Origin of the sequence: Methylorubrum zatmanii (assembly GCF_014845115.1) — a bacterium.
Taxonomy (GTDB): domain Bacteria; phylum Pseudomonadota; class Alphaproteobacteria; order Rhizobiales; family Beijerinckiaceae; genus Methylobacterium; species Methylobacterium zatmanii.
Window position 1 is genome coordinate 1 of the sequence record NZ_NKUI01000075.1, and the last position, 17,313, is coordinate 17,313.

Here is a 17,313-nt window from a genome sequence, read left to right on the forward strand (position 1 = left end):
CGGATCGAGGTGCTGCGCGGTCCGGCCTCGGTGCTCTATGGGGATGGGGCCATCGGCGGCATCGTCAACGTCGTCTCGAAGAAGCCGCTCTTCACCCCGCTCAACGTCGCCCGGTTCGGCCTCGGCGAGGACGGCATCGCCCGCGCGGCGGTCGATTCGACCGGCCCCATCGGCGATTCGCTCGCCTATCGGCTCAATGTCAGCGGCAACCGCGCCGGTGGCTGGATCACGCCCGAAGGCGATTTCCGCAATCTCGCGGTTTCGGGCGCGCTCACGCTCCAGGCGAACCCGGATCTCGCCTTCACCCTCAGCCACGACTTCGGCTACCAGGAGCCGACCCGATACTGGGGCACGCCCCTGGTGAACGGCCGGATTCTCGAAGCGACCCGCTTCAACAACTACAATGTCCGCGATGCGAGGATCGCCTGGACCGATAACTGGACGCAATTCAGGACGGAATGGACGCCGAGCGCCGACATCACCGTGCGCAACACCGCCTACCATCTCCAGAGCCAGCGCCACTGGCGCGATGTCGAGCAATATCGCTTCGATCCTTCGACGGGATTGGTCGACCGTTCGGACTATCTCGACATCTATCATGACCAGGAACAGGTCGGAAATCGCCTGGACGCGACCTTCCGCCATTCGCTGTTCGGCCTCGCCAACCAGTTCTCGGCCGGCTTCGACGTGAATCACATCGCGTTCCGCCACACCAACAACTTCACCTTCTCCGAGACGCCGACCAGCGTGCCGCTGACCGGATACGATCCCGGCCTCTTCCCCGCAGACGGCCGGGCCACGCCGGCCTACGCGACGCGCATGAATCAAGCATCGGTCTTCGCCGAGGACCGGCTGTTCCTGACGGACCGGCTCTCTTTCCTCACCGGCGTGCGCTTCGACGCGCCGCAGCTCTACCGCGAGGATCTGCGCAGCGGCGCCACCTTCGAGCGCTCGTTCCGCGCCCTCGGCTACCGCTTCGCCCTGCTCTACGAGCCGACACCGGAGACCTCGCTCTACGCGCAATACGCCACGGCGACCGACCCGGTGAACAGCCTGATCACCCTGTCGCAGTCGCTCGCCGGGTTCCAGCTCTCGACCGGCCGGCAGGTGGAACTCGGCGCCAAGGGCCTCGCCTTCGGCGGCACGGTCGAGTGGACGCTCGCCGGCTACCGCATCGTCAAGGACAACCTGATCTCCCGCCTGCCGGGAAGTTCGGCCATCGGCATCCAGGTCGGGCAGCAATCCTCCCTCGGTGCCGAGGCGGCGGTGTCGTGGCTGCCCGCACCCGGCTGGCGGATCGACGCCAATCTCGCGCTGCTGCACGCGCAATACGACGATTTCACCCAGACCGTCGGCGGCGTCGCCGTCTCTTATGCCGGCAAGCAGCCGATCAACGTGCCCGAGCAAGTCGCCAATCTCTGGGTCAACTGGGCCTTCGCCCGCGACTGGGAGGGACGCATCGGCCTCCAGCATGTCGGCGAGGTGTTCAGCGACTTCGGCAACACCGCCCGGCGGCCGGCCTACACGCTGGTCAATCTCGGCCTCGACCATCAGGTCACGGCGGCTTCCCGCCTCTCGTTCCGAGTCTTCAACCTGTTCGACAAGGTCTACGCGATCGACGGCAACGCCGTGGACGGCGTCGGCACCGCCTGGCTGCTGGGGCGCCCACGCTCCTTCGAGGTCGCCTACACAATCGCGTGGTGATCGGCGGTCAGCCGTCCTCACGCGGCAGGACGACGCGGAAACCTTCCGGCCCGGGAACGCTTGCCAGCCCAGCGCCGTCCGGACGCCACCCACGCAGGGACCGCCGGACCGGCATTCGGGAGTCATCACATGCGTCGCCTTGTCGTCACCCTCACCGCCCTGAGCTGTCTCGGCTCGGGCGCGGCCATGGCCCAGGTCCAGCCGCCGGGCGCCCCCGGCGGCCCTTATCCTCCGGGCACGATCATCCAGCGCCAGACCAACACGACCGGCAACACCGTCGATTATATCATCGCACCGGGCGCCACCGGTGCCGACACCATCACCACCGACTCCGCCGCCGGCGGCAATGCCGGCCAGCCGGAACGTGCCATTCCGCAGGGCAGCGCGGGCGGCGGCAACGGCGGCGGTTCCCGGTAGCGGACCAACCGCCTGACGTTGCGGCCGGCTTCTCGGAGCCGGCCGCCCTGCCGAGCGGCTTCAGGTCGGAGCGCCACCACACCGGCATCGTGCCGCGAAGTGGCCTCCGGATTGTCCGGCAGAACGCCGCATGTCCACGGTCGCAACGTCCGGCTGATCTAATGGACGACTTAACTTTGCAGTCGATGCAACACGCCCGCGCGCATGACGTTCAGCTCAGCTGAGCAACCGATAGGTCGTGACGGCGCAGAATTGCGACGCGTGACGGGACGAGCGGCCGTACCGGCCTTCCGGTTGCCTAGCCTTAACTCGGATCGGCGCAGGCGGCGGCTCGGCTCAAGATGGACGACAAGACGTCCTTCTGGCTACGGGCGGCGGCGAGCGAGAAGTTCGATTTCACCCAGCGAATCGGCAAGTCATGAGCAGGCTCTCGCCCGACCCCGACAGCGCCTCTTTCATGCGGTGATTGGAAGAGATCGCCCATATCAGCGACACCAAGGACCTGGCACCAAGGACTTGACCCTGGGCGACATGGTACGACCCTGCGCCTCTCTTGCCGGAAGCTGTGCGGGCACTGCCGCAACAGGGTAGGTGCGATCGGGATATGGTCGGCTCGGGTGGCTCACTCTCGTTCAACGCCGATCAGCGTGCGATAAGTGAGTGGTGCCGCAAGAGGGATTCGAACCCCCGACCCCCTCATTACGAATGAGGTGCTCTACCAGCTGAGCTATTGCGGCGTCACGTCCGGCTCGGTCAATCGAAGCCTGACGGAATGTGCCGGGTCTTAGACGCCCGCCCCGCCCTTGGCAAGCCTCCGAATGTACCTTCTCCCGTCCGCCGCGTTGCGGTGCCGCCGGGCTTGTGCGTAAGACCTCGCCGATGAACGAGCTTCTTCCTTCCGATGCCGTGAAGCCGCAGCCGACCGGCGCCCGCGACCGGCCGCCCCTCGTGCTGGCTTCCGCCTCGCCGCGGCGGCTCGCCCTGCTGCAACAGGTCGGAATCGAGCCGGATGCGCTGCTGCCGGCGGATATCGACGAGACGCCGCGCAAATCCGAATCGCCGCGCGATCTGGCCCGGCGGCTTGCCCGGGAGAAGCTGGAGGCGGCCAGCGCCGCCGCGCGGCGCAGGGAGGAACTGCGCGAGGCCTATCTGATCTCGGCCGATACCGTGGTCGCCGTGGGCCGGCGCGTGCTGCCGAAGGCCGAATTGCTCGACGAGGCCGCCGATTGCCTGAGGCTGCTCTCGGGCCGTACGCACCGCGTCTACACCGCCGTCTGCATCCTTTCTCCGAAGGATCGTCTCCGCGAGCGAATGGTCGAGACCCGTGTCCGCTTCAAACGCCTCGCGAACCGCGAGATCGAGGGGTACCTCTCCTCCGGCGAGTGGCGAGGCAAGGCCGGAGGCTATGCGATCCAGGGCTTGGCCGCCGCCTTCGCGGTGAAGCTGGTCGGCTCCCACAGCGCCGTGGTCGGCCTGCCGCTCTACGAGACGATGAGCCTTCTGGAGGGCGAAGGATTTCCCGTCCGACATGCCTGGGGAGCGGCCTCTTGAGTTCCGCTACGCCGACGCGGCCACTGCCGCCCTGCCCCATCTGCGGCAAGCCGGCGATGCCCGAGACGAAGCCGTTCTGCTCGGCGCGCTGTGCGGATATCGACCTCGGGCGCTGGCTCGGCGAGCGGTATGTGATCCCAGGGCCGGAGGAGGAGGACCGTCCATTCCCGCCCAGCCGGGCTGATGGGGAGAGGTCCGACTGAGGCGAAACCGGTGCCCGGCAAAAAAAGCTTCGCCTCTCCCTTGGAGAGGCTGGACAGGCTCCGAACGCTTCACTATACCCCCGCCTGCCGCTGCCGCACAGCGAAGCGGCCGATGCCCAGGTAGCTCAGTTGGTAGAGCATGCGACTGAAAATCGCAGTGTCGGCGGTTCGACTCCGTCCCTGGGCACCATCTGATTTCTAAGCCGCACCAACGGCTTGCTTCTCAACATCAGATTTTTCGATCGCCACGCACCTTCAGCGTCGAGCATAAACGGCACAACCGCCGTGGGCATCTCAGCGATTTCGGAGCGACGCTTTTTCCGCAGATCCGAGACGAGGCATCAGCTTCACGCAGCCTTCTGCGCGGACCAGGGCTTCACCACTCGAAGAATGAATCGAGGCGCGGCATCAGGCAGATCAACGTGCCCGCCGCGCCGACCACACCCGCCATCATCACAAGCGCCGCCACGGAACACACCCTCAGAGTCATCCTCGCGCAGCCATAACGCCAAAGCGATGCGCGAAGTTGCACACGGCCCGCGACATCGAGCGATTAGGGCAGTGGCCGGGCCGATCACCACTTCAGGAACCGATCCGCACTCGGGCGCGCGGCGATGGTGAGGGCGATCGCGCCGATGGCTCCGGCAATCATGACGACGGCAGCGAGGATCACGGCTTAGGCCTCCACGGTGCGGGTCCAGGGATGTCCTGAACACCAACGAGCCGAGGCCGTGGCCCGTGCCGTGCGGCAGATTGGCTAACCCGACCGTGGGATGCGGATCCCTTCAGCCGAAACGCGCGTCAGCCGTTGCGGCCGATGCCCAAGCCTCTCAGGAGATCGCCGATCGGATCGATCCGAGCATCCTTCTGCTGCGGCACGGCCGGAATCTCCTGAACAGGCGCCGAAGGTGTCGCGGCAGGCGCCTCGGCCGGGTTGGGCGTGCGGCTGCGGCTCGCGACCTTCGCGGCCCGGTGACGCCGGACGGCCTGAAGCCTCTGATGAGCATCGCCTTTCTGGACCACGTCGCTCGCAGCGAACAACGCGATGGTCTCGGGCGGCAGGAGGGTGAAAGAGGCCGGCTTCGGCGCCCCTTCAGACGGCCTGTTGTGATCGGCCTCACCCGCCGCGCCGGCGCCCTAGGAGGAAGCGGCGCGCACCTTATCCTTCGGCGGATCCGACCAAGTATCCGCTTCGGCACCGGTCGTGGCGAGAGTCGCCTGCGGTCGCAAAGGCGGCACATCCTGCGCTCTCAAGAGAGGCGAGGCCGCGAGCAAGCCGACAACCATGAGGGCGGTGGTCGCGAAGACCGATCTGTAGTGTTCCATACTCGCAGAACGTACCGCCAAGGTTCCGGTTCCGCTTCTCCGGCACTCTGAATACATGACTGTTCGGATCTGTGCAGGCAGTTTCGCAGGCTTCGCTCGTGGAGCCGGGTTGGCGCAGAACGGGCCTGCCCCCCCTCGGTCGATTGAAGGCTCCTTCCCTCGCGGCCGCGCCTGCGCTTGACGGCCCCTCAGGCCATCATGCTAGAGACCCCGACCGGAGCTGGACCGAGCGGTCCAAAGATCTCTTCATCCTCAGGGCTTAAGTCCCGGCGCCGCTCGCCCCGGACCGAAGCCGCCCTCCCCTTCCACTTGTTTCGCCCCGGTGACCGTTTGAGGACGCTCCTCGATCTCCTGCGGGTGATGCGGCCGCGCGACCGGCACCGGCTGGTGCTGCTCGGGCTCGGGCTCGGGTTCGCGGCCCTGCTTGAGGTGGTCGGCGTCGCCTCGGTCCTGCCCTTCCTGACCCTGGTCGGCGATCCGGGAGCGGCGGCACGGATCCCCGCCCTGGCGGGTTTGCGCGAGGCCCTCGGCCTCCACGACGACCGCGCCTTCCTCCTGGCCACCGGATTGGCCGCCCTGGTCGCGATCCTGCTGACGAGCGCGGTGAATGCCGGCTTCGCCTTCGCCCAGCTTCTGTTCTCGCATCTCGTCGGATACGGCTTCGCCCGGCGCCTGCTCGCCCGCTATGTCGATCGCGAGCGGCTGTTCTTCGCCCGCGCCAACAGCGCGGAGTTGGCCAAGAATGTCCTGAGTGAGACCGACCGGCTGGTCGTCGGCGTGCTGACGCCGGCCATGGTCATCGCCTCACGCGGGGCTTCGGCTCTGGCGGTGGTGATCTTCCTGATCGCCTACCAGCCACGGCTCGCGCTGATCCTCGGCGGCGGCTTCGGCGGGCTCTACGTCGCCATCTACCTGGTGATGCGCGCCCGGCTCGCCCGGCTCGGCACCCGAGCGGTCGCGGGCAACGAGGGGCGCTACCGGGTGGTGCAGGAAACCTTCGGGGCCCTGACCGAACTGAAGCTCTACGGCCGGGCAGCGACCTTCACCGCCGGCTTCGACGCCCCGGCCCGCTCCTACGCCCATGCCCTGGCGGCGAGTCTGCTGACAGGGCAATTGCCGCGCTTCGTCATCGAATCGCTTGCCTTCGGCGGCGTCATCGCCGTCGTCCTGTACGCGCTGACGCAGGGCCTCGACACCGCCGGCATGCTGCCGCTGCTCGGCCTGTTCGCCTTCGCCGGCTACCGCATGCTGCCGGCCTTCCAGAACATCTTCACCTCGGTGTCGCAGCTGCGCTTCCACTTGCCGGGCGTGCGCCTGATCGTGGACGCCCTGGCCGGCGAACGGGAGCAGCCGGTCCGCACCGCCGAGCGCCTGCCGTTCGCGCAGGCGATCCGTCTCGAAGCCGTCGCCTTCGACTACGAGCCCGGCCGTCCGACCCTGCACGGCATCGACCTGACGATCCCCGCCCACAATACGGTCGGCCTGATCGGCCGCACGGGCTCCGGCAAATCGACCCTCGTCGGGCTGATTCTCGGTATCCTCTCGCCGACGCGGGGGCGGATCCTGATCGACGGGGCGGTGCTCGATGCGGACACCCTCCCGGCCTGGCAGAACCGGATCGGCTACGTGCCGCAGGACGTGTTCCTGATCGACGGGACGGTGGCCGAGAACATCGCCCTCGGCATCGCGCCCGACGCCCTCGACCGCGCCGCTTTGGAGCGGGCGGCTCGGCTGGCCGGCGCGCACGATTTCGTCGCGGCCCTCCCCGAAGGCTACGACACCGGTGTCGGCGAACGGGGCGCGCGGCTCAGCGGTGGCCAGCGGCAGCGCATCGGCATCGCCCGCGCCCTCTACCACGACCCCGACGTGATCGTGTTCGACGAGGCGACCAGCGCACTCGACGGCGAAACCGAGGCGGCGGTGATGGACGCCCTCGGCGCCCTTGGGGGCACCCGCACGATCATCATGATCGCCCACCGCCTCACCTCCCTGCGCCGGGCCGATACGGTGCATGTGCTGGAGAGCGGCCGCATCGTCGCCTCGGGACCGCCCGCCCAGGTCATCCCCGCCATCGACCGCCACGCCGCCGACGGAACCGTCGAGGTGCCGGCACCGTAGCGGTGAGGTCCCGTCCCGGCTATCCCTTCCAAGCGGAGCAATAGCGCGGAACAGGGCGGCGATGGGCGAGACGATCGAGATCCGGGCCGAGGACGGCAGCACCGCGCGGATCGCGCGGCACGGCGCCGAGCCGGTCTCCTGGCAGGTGGAGGGTCGCGACTATCTCTGGAGTGGGGATCCCGAGCATTGGAACCGGCACGCGCCCTGGCTCTTCCCGGTGGTGGGCGCCTCCTCGGGCGGGAGCGTGCAGGTGGAGGGCCGGCGCTACCCCATGGCCCAGCACGGCTTCGCCCGCGATCTGCCCTTCACGGTGTTGAGCCGGACAGAGGATACGGTCAGCTTGAGCCTCAGCGACAGCGAGGCGACGCGGGCGCACTATCCCTTCTCGTTCGGCCTCAGAATCGAAGCCCGCATCTCCCCTCGAAAACTCGCCTTCACGATCCGGGTCGACAATCCCGGTGAGGCGCCGCTGCCCTATGCCCTGGGCTTCCATCCCGCCTTTCCCTGGCCCTTCGCCGATGGCGAGCGGCGCGCCGGCGGCGGCTACGCGGTTCTGTTCGAGGAGGCCGAGCGTCCCTTCGTTCCGGAGGTCGGGGCGGGCGGTCTGCTGGTGCGCAGCGAGCGGGCGCTGCCCCTGGACGGCCGGCGCCTGGCTCTCGACCCGGAGCTGTTCACCGAAGCCCTGGTCTTCCTGAATGCGAAGAGCCGGGCCATGCGGTTCACCGCCCCGAACGGCCGCGCCATCGCCCTGCGGATGGAGGACTTTCCCCATCTCGCGGTCTGGACCAAACCGACCGCACCGTTCCTGTCGCTCGAAGCCTGGACCGGCCATGCCGACTGGGCCGGCTTCACGGGCGAACTGGCGGAACGGGACTCGCAGCGGCTGCTGGCGCCGGGCGACACCGCCCAGCACCGGATTCGGTTGGCGATCGAGGACTGAAAAGTCTTCTCGCGCGGGCGATCAGTCGACGGCGACGATGACGTCGGAGCTCTTCACGACGGCATAGGCCTCGCCGCCGACCTTGAGGCCGAGCGCGTCGACCGACTCGTTGGTGATGGCCGAGGTGATCGTCTGTCCGCTGGCGATCTCGATCTTCACATGGGCGGTGGTCGCGCCCTTCTCGACCGACACGACCTTGCCCTTGAGGATGTTGCGCGCGCTGAGCTTCATGGGAGGCGATCTCCGACGTTGGAACGGGGGCTCTCCCTGCCCCAACGGCGGGGTGGCAGCAAGGGCCGGCGGACCTCCCCCTCAGACTTCGGGCGGATCGTCCGGGATATCCTCTTGGGCCTCTTCGGAGACGCGCCGGCGGCAGCCCCACTCGGCCAGCACAGCATTCATGTCGTCGAGCACGAAGTGCCGGGCGCTGTCGCGGTCGTAGCCGTCATCGAGCAGGTCGTCGTACTCGGTGAAGGTGTGGCGGGCGAAGGCCGTCAGCGCGAGCCAAGCCGCGGTCTCGGGAACCGCGCCGCGCAATCCGGGGCTGCGCATCGCCCGGTCCAGCACCGCCTCCGCCTCGAAATCCGGCAGGCGCGGCGCGAGCCGGGTCAGAGCCTCGGCCACGACGGAACGGCGATCCAGCGGCGGCGCGGCCTCGGCCGGACGGTCCGGGCTCCCTCCCCTCTTCATGCCTTGCCCTTTTGTCGGCCCCTACAACGACGAAGGGCGGAGCCTCGCGGCCCCGCCCTTCGTGCAGTCTCGCAGACGAAACGCCTTAGCGCTTCGAGAACTGGAAGCTGCGGCGAGCCTTCTTGCGGCCGTACTTCTTCCGCTCGACCACGCGCGGATCGCGGGTCAGGAAGCCCTCGCGCTTGAGCGGCGAGCGCAGCTCCGGCTCGTAATAGGTCAGGGCCTTGGAGAGGCCGTGGCGCACGGCGCCGGCCTGACCGGAGAGACCGCCACCCTTCACGGTGACCATGATGTCGTACTGATCGACGCGGCCGACGATCTCCAGCGGCTGACGCAGGATCATGCGCAGCACCGGACGGGCGAAGTAGGTCTCGACCGGACGGCCGTTGACCACGACCTCGCCCTTGCCGGGCTTGATCCAGACGCGGGCGACCGCGTCCTTGCGCTTGCCGGTGGCGTAGGCGCGGCCCTGGGCGTCCAGCTTCTGGACGTGGACGGGCGCCTCGTTCTCGGGGTTGCTCGTCTGGGTGTTCGCCCGATTGAGATCGGCGAGGGACTGAAGGGTCGCCATGATCAAGCGCTCACGTTCTTACGGTTGAGGGAGCCGACGTCGAGCGCCTGCGGCTGCTGGGCCTCGTGGGGGTGAGCGGCGCCCTTGTAGACGCGCAGGTTCCCCAGGATCTGACGGAAGAGCGGGCCGCGAGGGAGCATGCGCTCCACGGCCTTCTCGACCACGCGCTCGGGGAACCGGCCCTCGAGGATGAACTTCGCCGAGCGCTCCTTGATGCCGCCCGGGTAGCCGGTGTGGTGGTAGTAGACCTTCTGGTCGTACTTGCGGCCGGTGAACTTCACCTTGTCCGCATTGATGACGATGACGTTGTCGCCGCAATCGACATGGGGGGTATAGGCGGCCTTGTGCTTACCACGCAGGCGCATCGCCACGATCGAAGCGAGACGGCCTACCACGAGACCCTCGGCGTCGATCACGACCCACTTCTTGTCGACGTCGGCGGGCTTCAGCGAAGTGGTCTTCATGGCCGATTCCCGTGCCGGTGACGTTTGAAACAAGGCGCCGCCGCGTCGGTGAGGACGCAGCGGCGTGCGACGGGGTCACTACGGGGGATTCGTGTTGGCGTCAAGGCACGTCAAACAGGTTCTGGCGAAAAAAGCGCAATGAAACGAATACCTTTGGTCTTGCGGTATCAGGATACCGCGCAAACCCGCGCGGACCATGAGCCGGATAAGTGCCCGGCAGGGCGGGCGGCAAGAAAAAACCCGCCTCGGTGCGAGCCGGGCGGGCGGAGTTTGGAGATTCGTCCAGTCTCAACCGGAACACCTGAATCAACGGGCCGTATTTCGTTTTAATCCGCCCTTCTGGCAAAAAAATTCATCCCGCGTGGCACAAACGCGGCGGACCGCTCCGCCAAGCCGTCAGGCCTCCTGCGCTCCACGCGGCAAGACTCCACGCGGCAAGAGAAGCACGGTGAGGGAGCGCACGCCTTGCGCGCCGTGGATCAGCACGCCCTCGATATCGGCGGTGGCGGACGGGCCGGTATGGAGCACGGCATAGGCCGCCTGCCCGAACTCCGGCCGGCGGTAGGCCGCCTGGATGTTCACGACGAGATCGGCGGGATCAAGCAGCACGATCAGGTGCTGGGCGAGATAGGCGACGGAGTTCACGATCAGGTCGCCTTCCGTGAACAGCACCGAGCCGGTCTCGGCCACGCCGAAGCGCGCCCGCACCACCGCGACATCGACATCCGCGAGATCGCCGGGCTTTCGCACCGTGGCGAGATCGCGGTTGCCGGACAATTCCGGCACGGCGGAGGCGATCACTGCGGCACCGTTCAAGCGATGCCGCACCGGCGCGAAGGGATCGGCCGGGCCGCCCGCCGCCTCGACCCGCCCGCCCATCTTGGCCAGACGTTCGGTGAATTCGGCAACGAGGTCGTCGCCGACCAGGGGCGCGAAGGCCGGCACCTCGGGCAGCGGGAAATCGCCGGCCGGACGATTCGCCCGCAACCGGGACAGGATGGCGTCGCGGGCGCTCACGCGTCCGTCTCCTTCTTCATGCGATTCTGCCGGTACCAGGCGTGGAAGCTCTGGCGCGGGGCGTGGGGCATCTCGCGCTTCTTCCCCCAGGTATTGGCCGGGTTGTAGACGGCGAAGCGCGGCAGCACGCGCAGGGCCGAATCGGCGGTCTGGATCGCCGCGCGATAGGCCGCCGGCCGGCTCAGCACCGCGCCGGCCGCCTTCATCATGCCCTGCTTGAGCAAGGGGATCCGGTGCTCCTCCGCCAGCACCTTGCGCCACGCGAAGATCTGCTCGTGGATGTTGATCTTGACCGGGCAGACATTGGTGCAGGAGCCGTTCATGGTCGAGGAGAACGGCAGGGTCGAGTATTTCCGCTTGTTGAAGGTCGGATCGATGATGAGCCCGATCGGGCCGGAATAGGTCGCGCCGTAGGAGAGGCCGCCGGAGCGCCGGTAGACCGGGCAGGTGTTCATGCAGGCGCCGCAGCGGATGCATTTGAGCGAGGTCCAGAACTCCTCCATCGCCAGCCGCTCCGAGCGGCCGTTATCGACCAGCACCATGTGCATCTCGGTGCCCGCGCGGGGGCCCCGGAAATGCGAGGTGTACTGGGTGATCGGCGAGCCCAGCGCCGAGCGCGACAGCAGGCGGATGAACACGCCGAGATGCTCGACCTTCGGGATCAGCTTCTCGATGCCGATGGAATGGATCTGCAGCGGCGGCACGTTGCCGGAGAGGTCGGCATTGCCCTCGTTGGTGCAGGTCACCACCGTGCCGGTCTCGGCGATGGCGAAGTTGCAGCCGGTGAGCCCGGCATCGGCCTGAAGGATCAGCGGCCGGGTGGTCTCGCGCTGGCTCTCGGCGAGGTAATGCGCGTCGTCGTTGTCCGGGTCGGTGCCGAGGGTCCGGGCGAACACCTCGGCGACGTCGAGGCGGGTCTTGTGGACCGCCGGCATCACCACGTGGCTCGGCTCTTCCTCGTCGAGCTGCTGGATGCGCTCGCCGAGATCGGTCTCGATCACCGCGATGTCGTTGGCCGCCATGAAGTGGCGGAAGCCGCATTCTTCGGTGAGCATCGACTTCGACTTCACCAACGACTTGGCGCCGTGCTTCTTCAGGATGTCGAGGACGATCCGGTTATGCGCCGCCCCGTCTTCCGCCCAATGGACATGGACGCCGTTGGCCTTGGCCGCCGCCTCGAACTGTTCGAGGTAGTGGTCGAGATGGGTCAGGGTGTGGGTCTTGATCTGCGAGGCAAGCTCCCGCAGCTCCTCCCATTCGGGGATGCCGTGGGCGGCGACGTCGCGCTTGCGGCGCACGTCCCACAGGCGCTCGTCATGGGCCTTCTGGTGCAGCGGCGCGGCGAGGAAGCGCTCGGCGGCCTCCGCCTGATCGATCGGCCTGTTGCCGCGCACCTTGGCGCCGCGGGGCTGCGGCTCGCGCGGGGCATCGGCCCGGATCGGCTTCGAGGCGGCTTCCGCGTGCTGGAGCCGCTCGCCGCCGGGGCCGCGCTCGCTCTCGTCGGAGGGGGCGCGCACCTCGCGGTGGAGAACGTCCTCGGTCTGGCGCGGGGTCAGATCGTCGGCGCTCATGCGGCGGCTCCGTTCAGCACCTGGGCGATGTGGATGTATTTCTGCGGCAGGCCGAGACGTTCCGCGCAGCCCTTCTGATGCATCAGGCAGGAGGAATCGGCCGAGACCACGTAGGCGGCGCCGGCGCGGGCCTGATCGGTCACCTTGTCGTAGCCCATCTTGGCCGACACCCCCGGCTCGAACACCGAGAAGGTGCCGCCGAAGCCGCAGCACTCGTCGGGCCGGGTCAGATCGACGATCTCGAGTCCCTTCACCTTCTTCAGCAGGTTGAGGGGCTTGGAGAAGAACGGCCGGTTCAGCTCCGTCGGCCGGGCATGGCCGATGCCGCGCAAGGCGTTGCAGTTCGAGTGATAGGCGACCTTGTGCGGGAACTCGGCCCAGGGCAGCGCCTCGATCTTGAGAACATCGTGCAGGAACTCGACCAGTTCGAAGGTCTTGGCCCGCACCGCCTTCACTTCGTCCGTCTGCGGAATCGCGGTGAGATGCTCACGGACCTGATGCACGCAGGAGCCGGACGGGGCGACGATGTAGTCGAAGCCGGAAAAATTCTCGACGAACAGGGCCTCGGTGGCGGCCGCCTCCTGATGGCAGCCGGTATTGGTCATCGGCTGGCCACAGCAGGTCTGGTCGTAGGGGTATTCGACGGTGAGGCCGAAACGTTCCAGCAGTTCCAGCGTGGCGATGCCGACCTCCGGCTCGAAGGCATCGACGTAGCAGGGGACGAACAGCCCGATCCGCATGGCGCTCTTTGATCGTGGTTTCAGCCGAAAGCGGCGGCTTGCTTACCTTGGAACGGTTTCAAGCCAGCCCAGGCTGCAATACGCCTCCGATCTCAGGTTTCCAAGCGCGGGCTGACGTTCCGGTCAGTTCGTCACGGGAGCGGGCCGGCCGGCGGCACGAATACGCTCCAGAACGCTGGCATAGTTCTCCGGCGTCAGGATGCCGACCAGCTTGTCGCGGATGATGCCATCGGGTCCGACGATGAAGGTCTCCGGCACGCCGTAGACGCCGAGATCGATCCCGGCGCGGCCGGTCGCGTCGGCACCGACCGCCGAGAACGGCAGGCCGTGACGGTCCAGCCAGCGCCGCCCGGCCTCACCCGGATCCTTGTAGTCGATGCCGACCAGACGGATGCCGGGCTCCTGCCCGAGGCGCATCAGCATCGGATGCTCGACCTGGCAGGGCGCGCACCACGAGGCGAAGACGTTGAGGACCGTCACTTGGCCCTTCAGATCGGCGCTCGACAGGCCGGGCACCGGCTTGCCGCCGGCCTCGAGCCCCGGAACCGGGCCGAGGGCGAAGGCCGGCACCGGCTTGCCGATCAGCGCCGAGGGCAGAGCCTGCGGGTCGGCACCGGAGCGCAGGCGCACGAAGAAGGCCACCGCCAGCACCGCGAAGACGAGGACCGGCAGGAGCATCAGGAGCGAGCGGCGGGGCCGCTCCCGATCCTCGGTGGGAGAGGTGTCGCGGCCATCCGTGCTCACGCCTGCTCTCCCCGCTCGTCCTGCAATGCGGCGAGCGCCCGCCGCTGGGCCCGGCCGTCGCGCCAGCCGTTGACGATCAAGGCGCCGAGCACCAGGGCCGCGAAGCCGTAGGCCCCGCCGATGAAGGAAGCGTAGGGTCCGAAATCCATCGCGCGTCTCAGATCGCCTGACCCATGGGGAGGGGTGCGGCCGCCCGGGTGACCGGGGCCAGCCCCTGGGCGCCGGCATCGAGCCGCTCGGCCTGCCGGATCAGCAGCGTGCGCACGCGGCGGCGATAGATCTCGGTGCGCATCGCCTGGAGGTGCAGCGTCACGCCGAGCAGCGTCAGGGCCAGCACCATCTCCAGAAGCGGATAGAGCATCGAGGCATCGATCGACGAGCCGCCCATGCGCAGGATCGAGGCCGGCTGATGCAGCGTCGACCACCAGTTCACCGAGAATTTGATGATCGGCAGATTGACCGCGCCGACCAGGGTCAGGATCGACACCGCCCGCGCCGCCCGGCTCGGATCCTCAATGGTCCGCCACAGGGCGATGATGCCGCAATAGATCAGGAACAGCACCAGCATCGAGGTCAGACGCGCATCCCAAACCCAGTAGGTGCCCCACATCGGCTTGCCCCAGAGCGAGCCGGTAACGAGGCAGATCAGGGTGAAGGCGGCGCCGATCGGCGCGGCGGCCCGCTGCGACACGTCGGCCAGCGGGTGACGCCAGACCAGGGTGCCGATCGCGGAGAGCGTCATCGCGCCGTAGAAGCCCATGCCGAGGATCGCGGCCGGGACATGCACGTACATGATCCGCACGGTGTCGCCCTGCTGGTAGTCCGGGGGCACGACGAAGAAGGTGAGGTAGAGCCCGGCCGCGACGAGCAGGGCCGAGGCCGCCGCGAGCCAGGGCAAAGCGGTGCCCGACCAGCGCAGGAAATGGCCCGGATGGGCGAGGCGGTTCCAGAGGGCGGTCCACATGGGATGCCTCCATACCGCTGAGTGCGCTGCAGCGGCAATGCGTGCCATGGTCCCGGTCGCGCTTCCCCGCATCTCCGGTCGATGCCGAACATTTGTGCATCGCAGCGCCGGAACGTTCCGGATCTCAGGCGCTTGATGCCTCATCCCGGGTGCGACTGTACTTGCCGGGACTGAAAAGCGCAGTCACGGGCCGCCTCATGCTCATTCAGACCGGTTACGACATCACGTTCGAGATGGATGCTCCGACGCCGATGTCGCTCCTTCTCAGCGTTCACCCATCCCGCCAGAACGATCTGCGCAGTCCCGAGACAATCCGCTTCGATCCCCCGATCCCGCAGCGGCGGACGCTCGACGCGTTCGGCAATGTCTGCACCCGCATTCTGGCGCCGGCCGGCCGCCTCACCCTCTCGGCGGATGTTCTGGTCGCGGATTCAGGGCTGCCCGACGTGGTCGCGCCGGAAGCCGCGCAGGTTCCGGTCGAGGCTCTGCCCGACGATGTCATGCTCTACCTGATGGCGAGCCGCTACTGCGACACCGACAGGCTCTGCGCCATCGCGTGGCAGCTCTTCGGCCAGACGCCGGAGGGCTGGGCGCGGGTCCAGGCCATCGTCGATTACGTGCACACGCGCATCCGCTTCGACTATCAGCGGGCGGACGCGACCCGCACGGCCTTCGACGGCTACCACCAGCAGGTCGGCGTGTGCCGCGACTACGCGCATCTCGCCATCGCCTTCTGCCGCTGCATGAACATCCCGGCCCGCTATTGCACCGGCTATCTCGGCGATATCGGCGTGCCGCCGGTGCCGGATCCGATGGATTTCTCGGCTTGGTTCGAGGTCTATCTCGGCGGGCGCTGGTACACATTCGATGCCCGCCACAACACGCCCCGGATCGGCCGCATCGTCATGGCCCGCGGCCGCGACGCCACGGATTGCGCGATCTCCACCAGCTTCGGAACGGCCCGGCTCGTCCACTTCGCGGTCCATACCGACGAGGTGGCCGACGGCACCCCCATCAGCCATGTGAGACACGCCGCCTGACGCCCTATCCCCCCAGCCGGCCGGCGACCTCTTCGGCCAGCGACAGGGACGAGGTCAGGCCAGGGCTCTCGATGCCGTAGAGCTGGACCAACCCCGGCAGGCCGTGGGTCTCCGGACCGTCGATCCGGAAATCCGCCGCCGGCTCGCCGGGTCCGGTCAGCTTCGGGCGCAGGCCGGCATAATCCGGCGTCAGGCGCCCCTCCGGCAGGCCCGGCCAGTAGCGCCGGATCGCCGCCGCGAAGGCCGCAGCCCGCGTCGGATCGACCGTGTAATCGGGGGCATCGACCCATTCGACATCGGGACCGAATCGCATCCGCCCGGCGAGATCCAGGGTGAGATGGATGCCCAAGCCCCCCTCGACCGGGGCCGGGTAGATCAGCCGCGAGAAGGCCGGCTTGCCGGTGCAACCGAAATAGCTGCCCTTGGCGAGCACTTGGCGCGGCACAGTCTCGGCCGCGACGCCGTCGATCCGGCGGGCCAGGGCCTGCGCGCCCAGGCCGGCGGCGTTGACGACGGCATCGACGGTGAGGACATCCGGCGTCTCGCCGCCGAAGCGCACCTGCCACCGCCCGTCGCGGCGCTCGGCCACTTGGATCGGCGTGCGCAGCGCCAGCACGCCCCCCGCATCCTCGATATCGCCGAGCAGAGCCAGCATCAGGGCGTGGCTATCGACGATGCCGGTGGCGGGCGAGTGCAGGGCGGCGACGCAGGCAAGCGCCGGCTCGAGGGCGACCGCCTCCTCGCGCTCCATCCAGGCGAGGTCTTCGACGCCGTTCGCAGCCCCGCGGGCGAAAATCGTTTCGAGGGCGGCGCGCTCCTCGGGCCGGGTGGCGACGATCAGCTTGCCGCAAAGGCGGTAGGGAACGCCGTGGCTTTCGCAGAAGGCGACCAACCGGCGGCGGCCCTCGACGCAGTGGCGGGCGCGGACCGAGCCCGGCGGATAATACATCCCGCCATGGATCACCTCGGAGCTGCGGGCCGAGACGCCGGTGCCGATCGCCTCCGCCGCTTCGGCCACGATCACCGCGTGCCCACGCTGAGCCAGGGCCCGCGCCACCGCGAGCCCGACCACCCCCGCTCCGACGACGAGCGCGTCCATGTCTCTCCCGTTCGGCGAATGCTCGAAGCGCGCGTGCGAGCCTCAGCCCTTGTTGTCGAGCGGACGGCCGAGCAGGCGCGCGAACTCGGCCTCGATCTCTTCCACCGAGAACGGATTCTGCCCCTGGGGAGCCGGCTCGGCCGTCCGCTCGACA

18 protein-coding genes and 2 tRNA genes are annotated in these 17,313 nt (G+C 68.2%); 8 read left to right on the forward strand and 12 right to left on the reverse strand.

The window, feature by feature from the left end; all coding sequences use genetic code 11:
* Both MZTS_RS10295 and MZTS_RS10300 read left to right on the forward strand, forming a co-directional pair.
* Nucleotides 1–1,704 (forward strand): TonB-dependent receptor (locus MZTS_RS10295; protein WP_192283735.1); only part of this gene is annotated, 1,704 nt, incomplete at its 5' end.
* A 129-nt stretch (nt 1,705–1,833) separates the two neighbouring features.
* A complete protein-coding gene (locus MZTS_RS10300) occupies nt 1,834–2,121 on the forward strand; it encodes a hypothetical protein (RefSeq protein ID WP_009862583.1) in 288 nt (95 codons plus the stop codon).
* Between the two features lie 661 nt (nt 2,122–2,782).
* On the opposite strand, the gene MZTS_RS10305 is transcribed toward MZTS_RS10300, so the two are convergent.
* Nucleotides 2,783–2,858 (reverse strand) — tRNA-Thr (locus MZTS_RS10305).
* A 142-nt stretch (nt 2,859–3,000) separates the two neighbouring features.
* On the opposite strand from MZTS_RS10305, the gene MZTS_RS10310 reads away from it, so the two are divergent.
* The 5 genes from MZTS_RS10310 to MZTS_RS10330 all read left to right on the forward strand — a co-directional run bounded on the left by MZTS_RS10310 (nt 3,001) and on the right by MZTS_RS10330 (nt 8,259).
* Nucleotides 3,001–3,672: a Maf-like protein gene (locus MZTS_RS10310; RefSeq protein WP_192283736.1), complete on the forward strand. Its 672-nt coding sequence runs from the start codon at nt 3,001–3,003 to the stop codon at nt 3,670–3,672.
* Nucleotides 3,669–3,875, forward strand: coding sequence for a DNA gyrase inhibitor YacG (gene yacG, locus MZTS_RS10315; protein WP_281397030.1), 207 nt, complete (start codon nt 3,669–3,671; stop codon nt 3,873–3,875). Before MZTS_RS10310 ends, yacG begins: the two co-directional genes overlap by 4 nt.
* A 114-nt stretch (nt 3,876–3,989) precedes the next feature.
* Nucleotides 3,990–4,065 (forward strand) — tRNA-Phe (locus MZTS_RS10320).
* Between the two features lie 1,466 nt (nt 4,066–5,531).
* Nucleotides 5,532–7,319 (forward strand): ABC transporter ATP-binding protein, encoded by a 1,788-nt coding sequence (locus tag MZTS_RS10325; protein WP_192283737.1) that lies wholly within the window; start codon nt 5,532–5,534, stop codon nt 7,317–7,319.
* A 61-nt stretch (nt 7,320–7,380) separates the two neighbouring features.
* The gene (locus tag MZTS_RS10330; RefSeq protein WP_192283738.1) at nt 7,381–8,259 is read left to right on the forward strand and encodes an aldose 1-epimerase family protein; all 879 of its coding nucleotides are present in this window, start codon (nt 7,381–7,383) and stop codon (nt 8,257–8,259) included.
* Nucleotides 8,260–8,280: 21 nt separating this feature from the next.
* On the opposite strand, the gene MZTS_RS10335 is transcribed toward MZTS_RS10330, so the two are convergent.
* From MZTS_RS10335 to MZTS_RS10380, 10 genes are all read right to left on the reverse strand, one after another.
* Nucleotides 8,281–8,490 carry a TOBE domain-containing protein gene (locus MZTS_RS10335; RefSeq protein ID WP_192283739.1) on the reverse strand — a complete coding sequence of 70 codons (210 nt, stop codon included), beginning with the start codon at nt 8,488–8,490 and terminating at the stop codon, nt 8,281–8,283.
* Nucleotides 8,491–8,571: 81 nt separating this feature from the next.
* A complete protein-coding gene (locus MZTS_RS10340) occupies nt 8,572–8,949 on the reverse strand; it encodes a DUF2293 domain-containing protein (protein WP_192283740.1) in 378 nt (125 codons plus the stop codon).
* An 85-nt stretch (nt 8,950–9,034) separates the two neighbouring features.
* Nucleotides 9,035–9,520, reverse strand: coding sequence for a 30S ribosomal protein S9 (gene rpsI / locus MZTS_RS10345; RefSeq protein WP_192283741.1), 486 nt, complete (start codon nt 9,518–9,520; stop codon nt 9,035–9,037).
* Nucleotides 9,521–9,522: 2 nt separating this feature from the next.
* Nucleotides 9,523–9,984: a 50S ribosomal protein L13 gene (gene rplM / locus MZTS_RS10350; protein ID WP_108940521.1), complete on the reverse strand. Its 462-nt coding sequence runs from the start codon at nt 9,982–9,984 to the stop codon at nt 9,523–9,525.
* Between the two features lie 396 nt (nt 9,985–10,380).
* Entirely contained in the window at nt 10,381–11,001 is a 621-nt protein-coding gene (locus tag MZTS_RS10355) for an LUD domain-containing protein (RefSeq protein WP_192283742.1), read from the reverse strand.
* Nucleotides 10,998–12,572 (reverse strand): lactate utilization protein B, encoded by a 1,575-nt coding sequence (locus MZTS_RS10360; protein WP_192283744.1) that lies wholly within the window; start codon nt 12,570–12,572, stop codon nt 10,998–11,000. The genes MZTS_RS10355 and MZTS_RS10360 overlap by 4 nt, the downstream gene beginning before the upstream one ends.
* Nucleotides 12,569–13,312: a (Fe-S)-binding protein gene (locus MZTS_RS10365; protein WP_192283746.1), complete on the reverse strand. Its 744-nt coding sequence runs from the start codon at nt 13,310–13,312 to the stop codon at nt 12,569–12,571. The genes MZTS_RS10360 and MZTS_RS10365 overlap by 4 nt, the downstream gene beginning before the upstream one ends.
* Nucleotides 13,313–13,435: 123 nt before the next feature.
* Nucleotides 13,436–13,990 (reverse strand): DsbE family thiol:disulfide interchange protein, encoded by a 555-nt coding sequence (locus MZTS_RS10370; protein ID WP_210329221.1) that lies wholly within the window; start codon nt 13,988–13,990, stop codon nt 13,436–13,438.
* A 62-nt stretch (nt 13,991–14,052) separates the two neighbouring features.
* On the reverse strand, nt 14,053–14,205 hold the full coding sequence (gene ccmD / locus MZTS_RS10375; protein ID WP_192283750.1) for a heme exporter protein CcmD: 153 nt from the start codon (nt 14,203–14,205) through the stop codon (nt 14,053–14,055).
* An 8-nt stretch (nt 14,206–14,213) separates the two neighbouring features.
* Nucleotides 14,214–15,020 (reverse strand): heme ABC transporter permease, encoded by an 807-nt coding sequence (locus tag MZTS_RS10380; protein ID WP_192283752.1) that lies wholly within the window; start codon nt 15,018–15,020, stop codon nt 14,214–14,216.
* A 197-nt stretch (nt 15,021–15,217) separates the two neighbouring features.
* Between MZTS_RS10380 and MZTS_RS10385 the strand changes: the two genes are divergently transcribed.
* Nucleotides 15,218–16,060 (forward strand): transglutaminase-like domain-containing protein, encoded by an 843-nt coding sequence (locus MZTS_RS10385; protein ID WP_192283754.1) that lies wholly within the window; start codon nt 15,218–15,220, stop codon nt 16,058–16,060.
* A 4-nt stretch (nt 16,061–16,064) separates the two neighbouring features.
* Here the strand turns inward: MZTS_RS10385 and MZTS_RS10390 are convergent, their stop codons facing one another.
* On the reverse strand, nt 16,065–17,159 hold the full coding sequence (locus tag MZTS_RS10390; RefSeq protein ID WP_192283756.1) for an NAD(P)/FAD-dependent oxidoreductase: 1,095 nt from the start codon (nt 17,157–17,159) through the stop codon (nt 16,065–16,067).
* Between the last annotated feature and the right edge of the window lie 154 nt (nt 17,160–17,313).

Excerpts from the sequence above, each read along its gene's own strand:
- MZTS_RS10300 (WP_009862583.1), top strand. The coding sequence starts at position 1,834 with ATGCGTCGCCTTGTCGTCACCCTCACCGCCCTGAGCTGTCTCGGCTCG.
- MZTS_RS10310 (WP_192283736.1), top strand. The coding sequence starts at position 3,001 with ATGAACGAGCTTCTTCCTTCCGATGCCGTGAAGCCGCAGCCGACCGGC.
- MZTS_RS10330 (WP_192283738.1), top strand. The coding sequence starts at position 7,381 with ATGGGCGAGACGATCGAGATCCGGGCCGAGGACGGCAGCACCGCGCGG.
- MZTS_RS10335 (WP_192283739.1), bottom strand. The coding sequence starts at position 8,490 with ATGAAGCTCAGCGCGCGCAACATCCTCAAGGGCAAGGTCGTGTCGGTC.
- MZTS_RS10340 (WP_192283740.1), bottom strand. The coding sequence starts at position 8,949 with ATGAAGAGGGGAGGGAGCCCGGACCGTCCGGCCGAGGCCGCGCCGCCG.
- rpsI (WP_192283741.1), bottom strand. The coding sequence starts at position 9,520 with ATGGCGACCCTTCAGTCCCTCGCCGATCTCAATCGGGCGAACACCCAG.
- rplM (WP_108940521.1), bottom strand. The coding sequence starts at position 9,984 with ATGAAGACCACTTCGCTGAAGCCCGCCGACGTCGACAAGAAGTGGGTC.
- MZTS_RS10360 (WP_192283744.1), bottom strand. The coding sequence starts at position 12,572 with ATGAGCGCCGACGATCTGACCCCGCGCCAGACCGAGGACGTTCTCCAC.
- MZTS_RS10365 (WP_192283746.1), bottom strand. The coding sequence starts at position 13,312 with ATGCGGATCGGGCTGTTCGTCCCCTGCTACGTCGATGCCTTCGAGCCG.
- MZTS_RS10370 (WP_210329221.1), bottom strand. The coding sequence starts at position 13,990 with ATGCTCCTGCCGGTCCTCGTCTTCGCGGTGCTGGCGGTGGCCTTCTTC.
- ccmD (WP_192283750.1), bottom strand. The coding sequence starts at position 14,205 with ATGGATTTCGGACCCTACGCTTCCTTCATCGGCGGGGCCTACGGCTTC.
- MZTS_RS10380 (WP_192283752.1), bottom strand. The coding sequence starts at position 15,020 with ATGTGGACCGCCCTCTGGAACCGCCTCGCCCATCCGGGCCATTTCCTG.
- MZTS_RS10385 (WP_192283754.1), top strand. The coding sequence starts at position 15,218 with ATGCTCATTCAGACCGGTTACGACATCACGTTCGAGATGGATGCTCCG.
- MZTS_RS10390 (WP_192283756.1), bottom strand. The coding sequence starts at position 17,159 with ATGGACGCGCTCGTCGTCGGAGCGGGGGTGGTCGGGCTCGCGGTGGCG.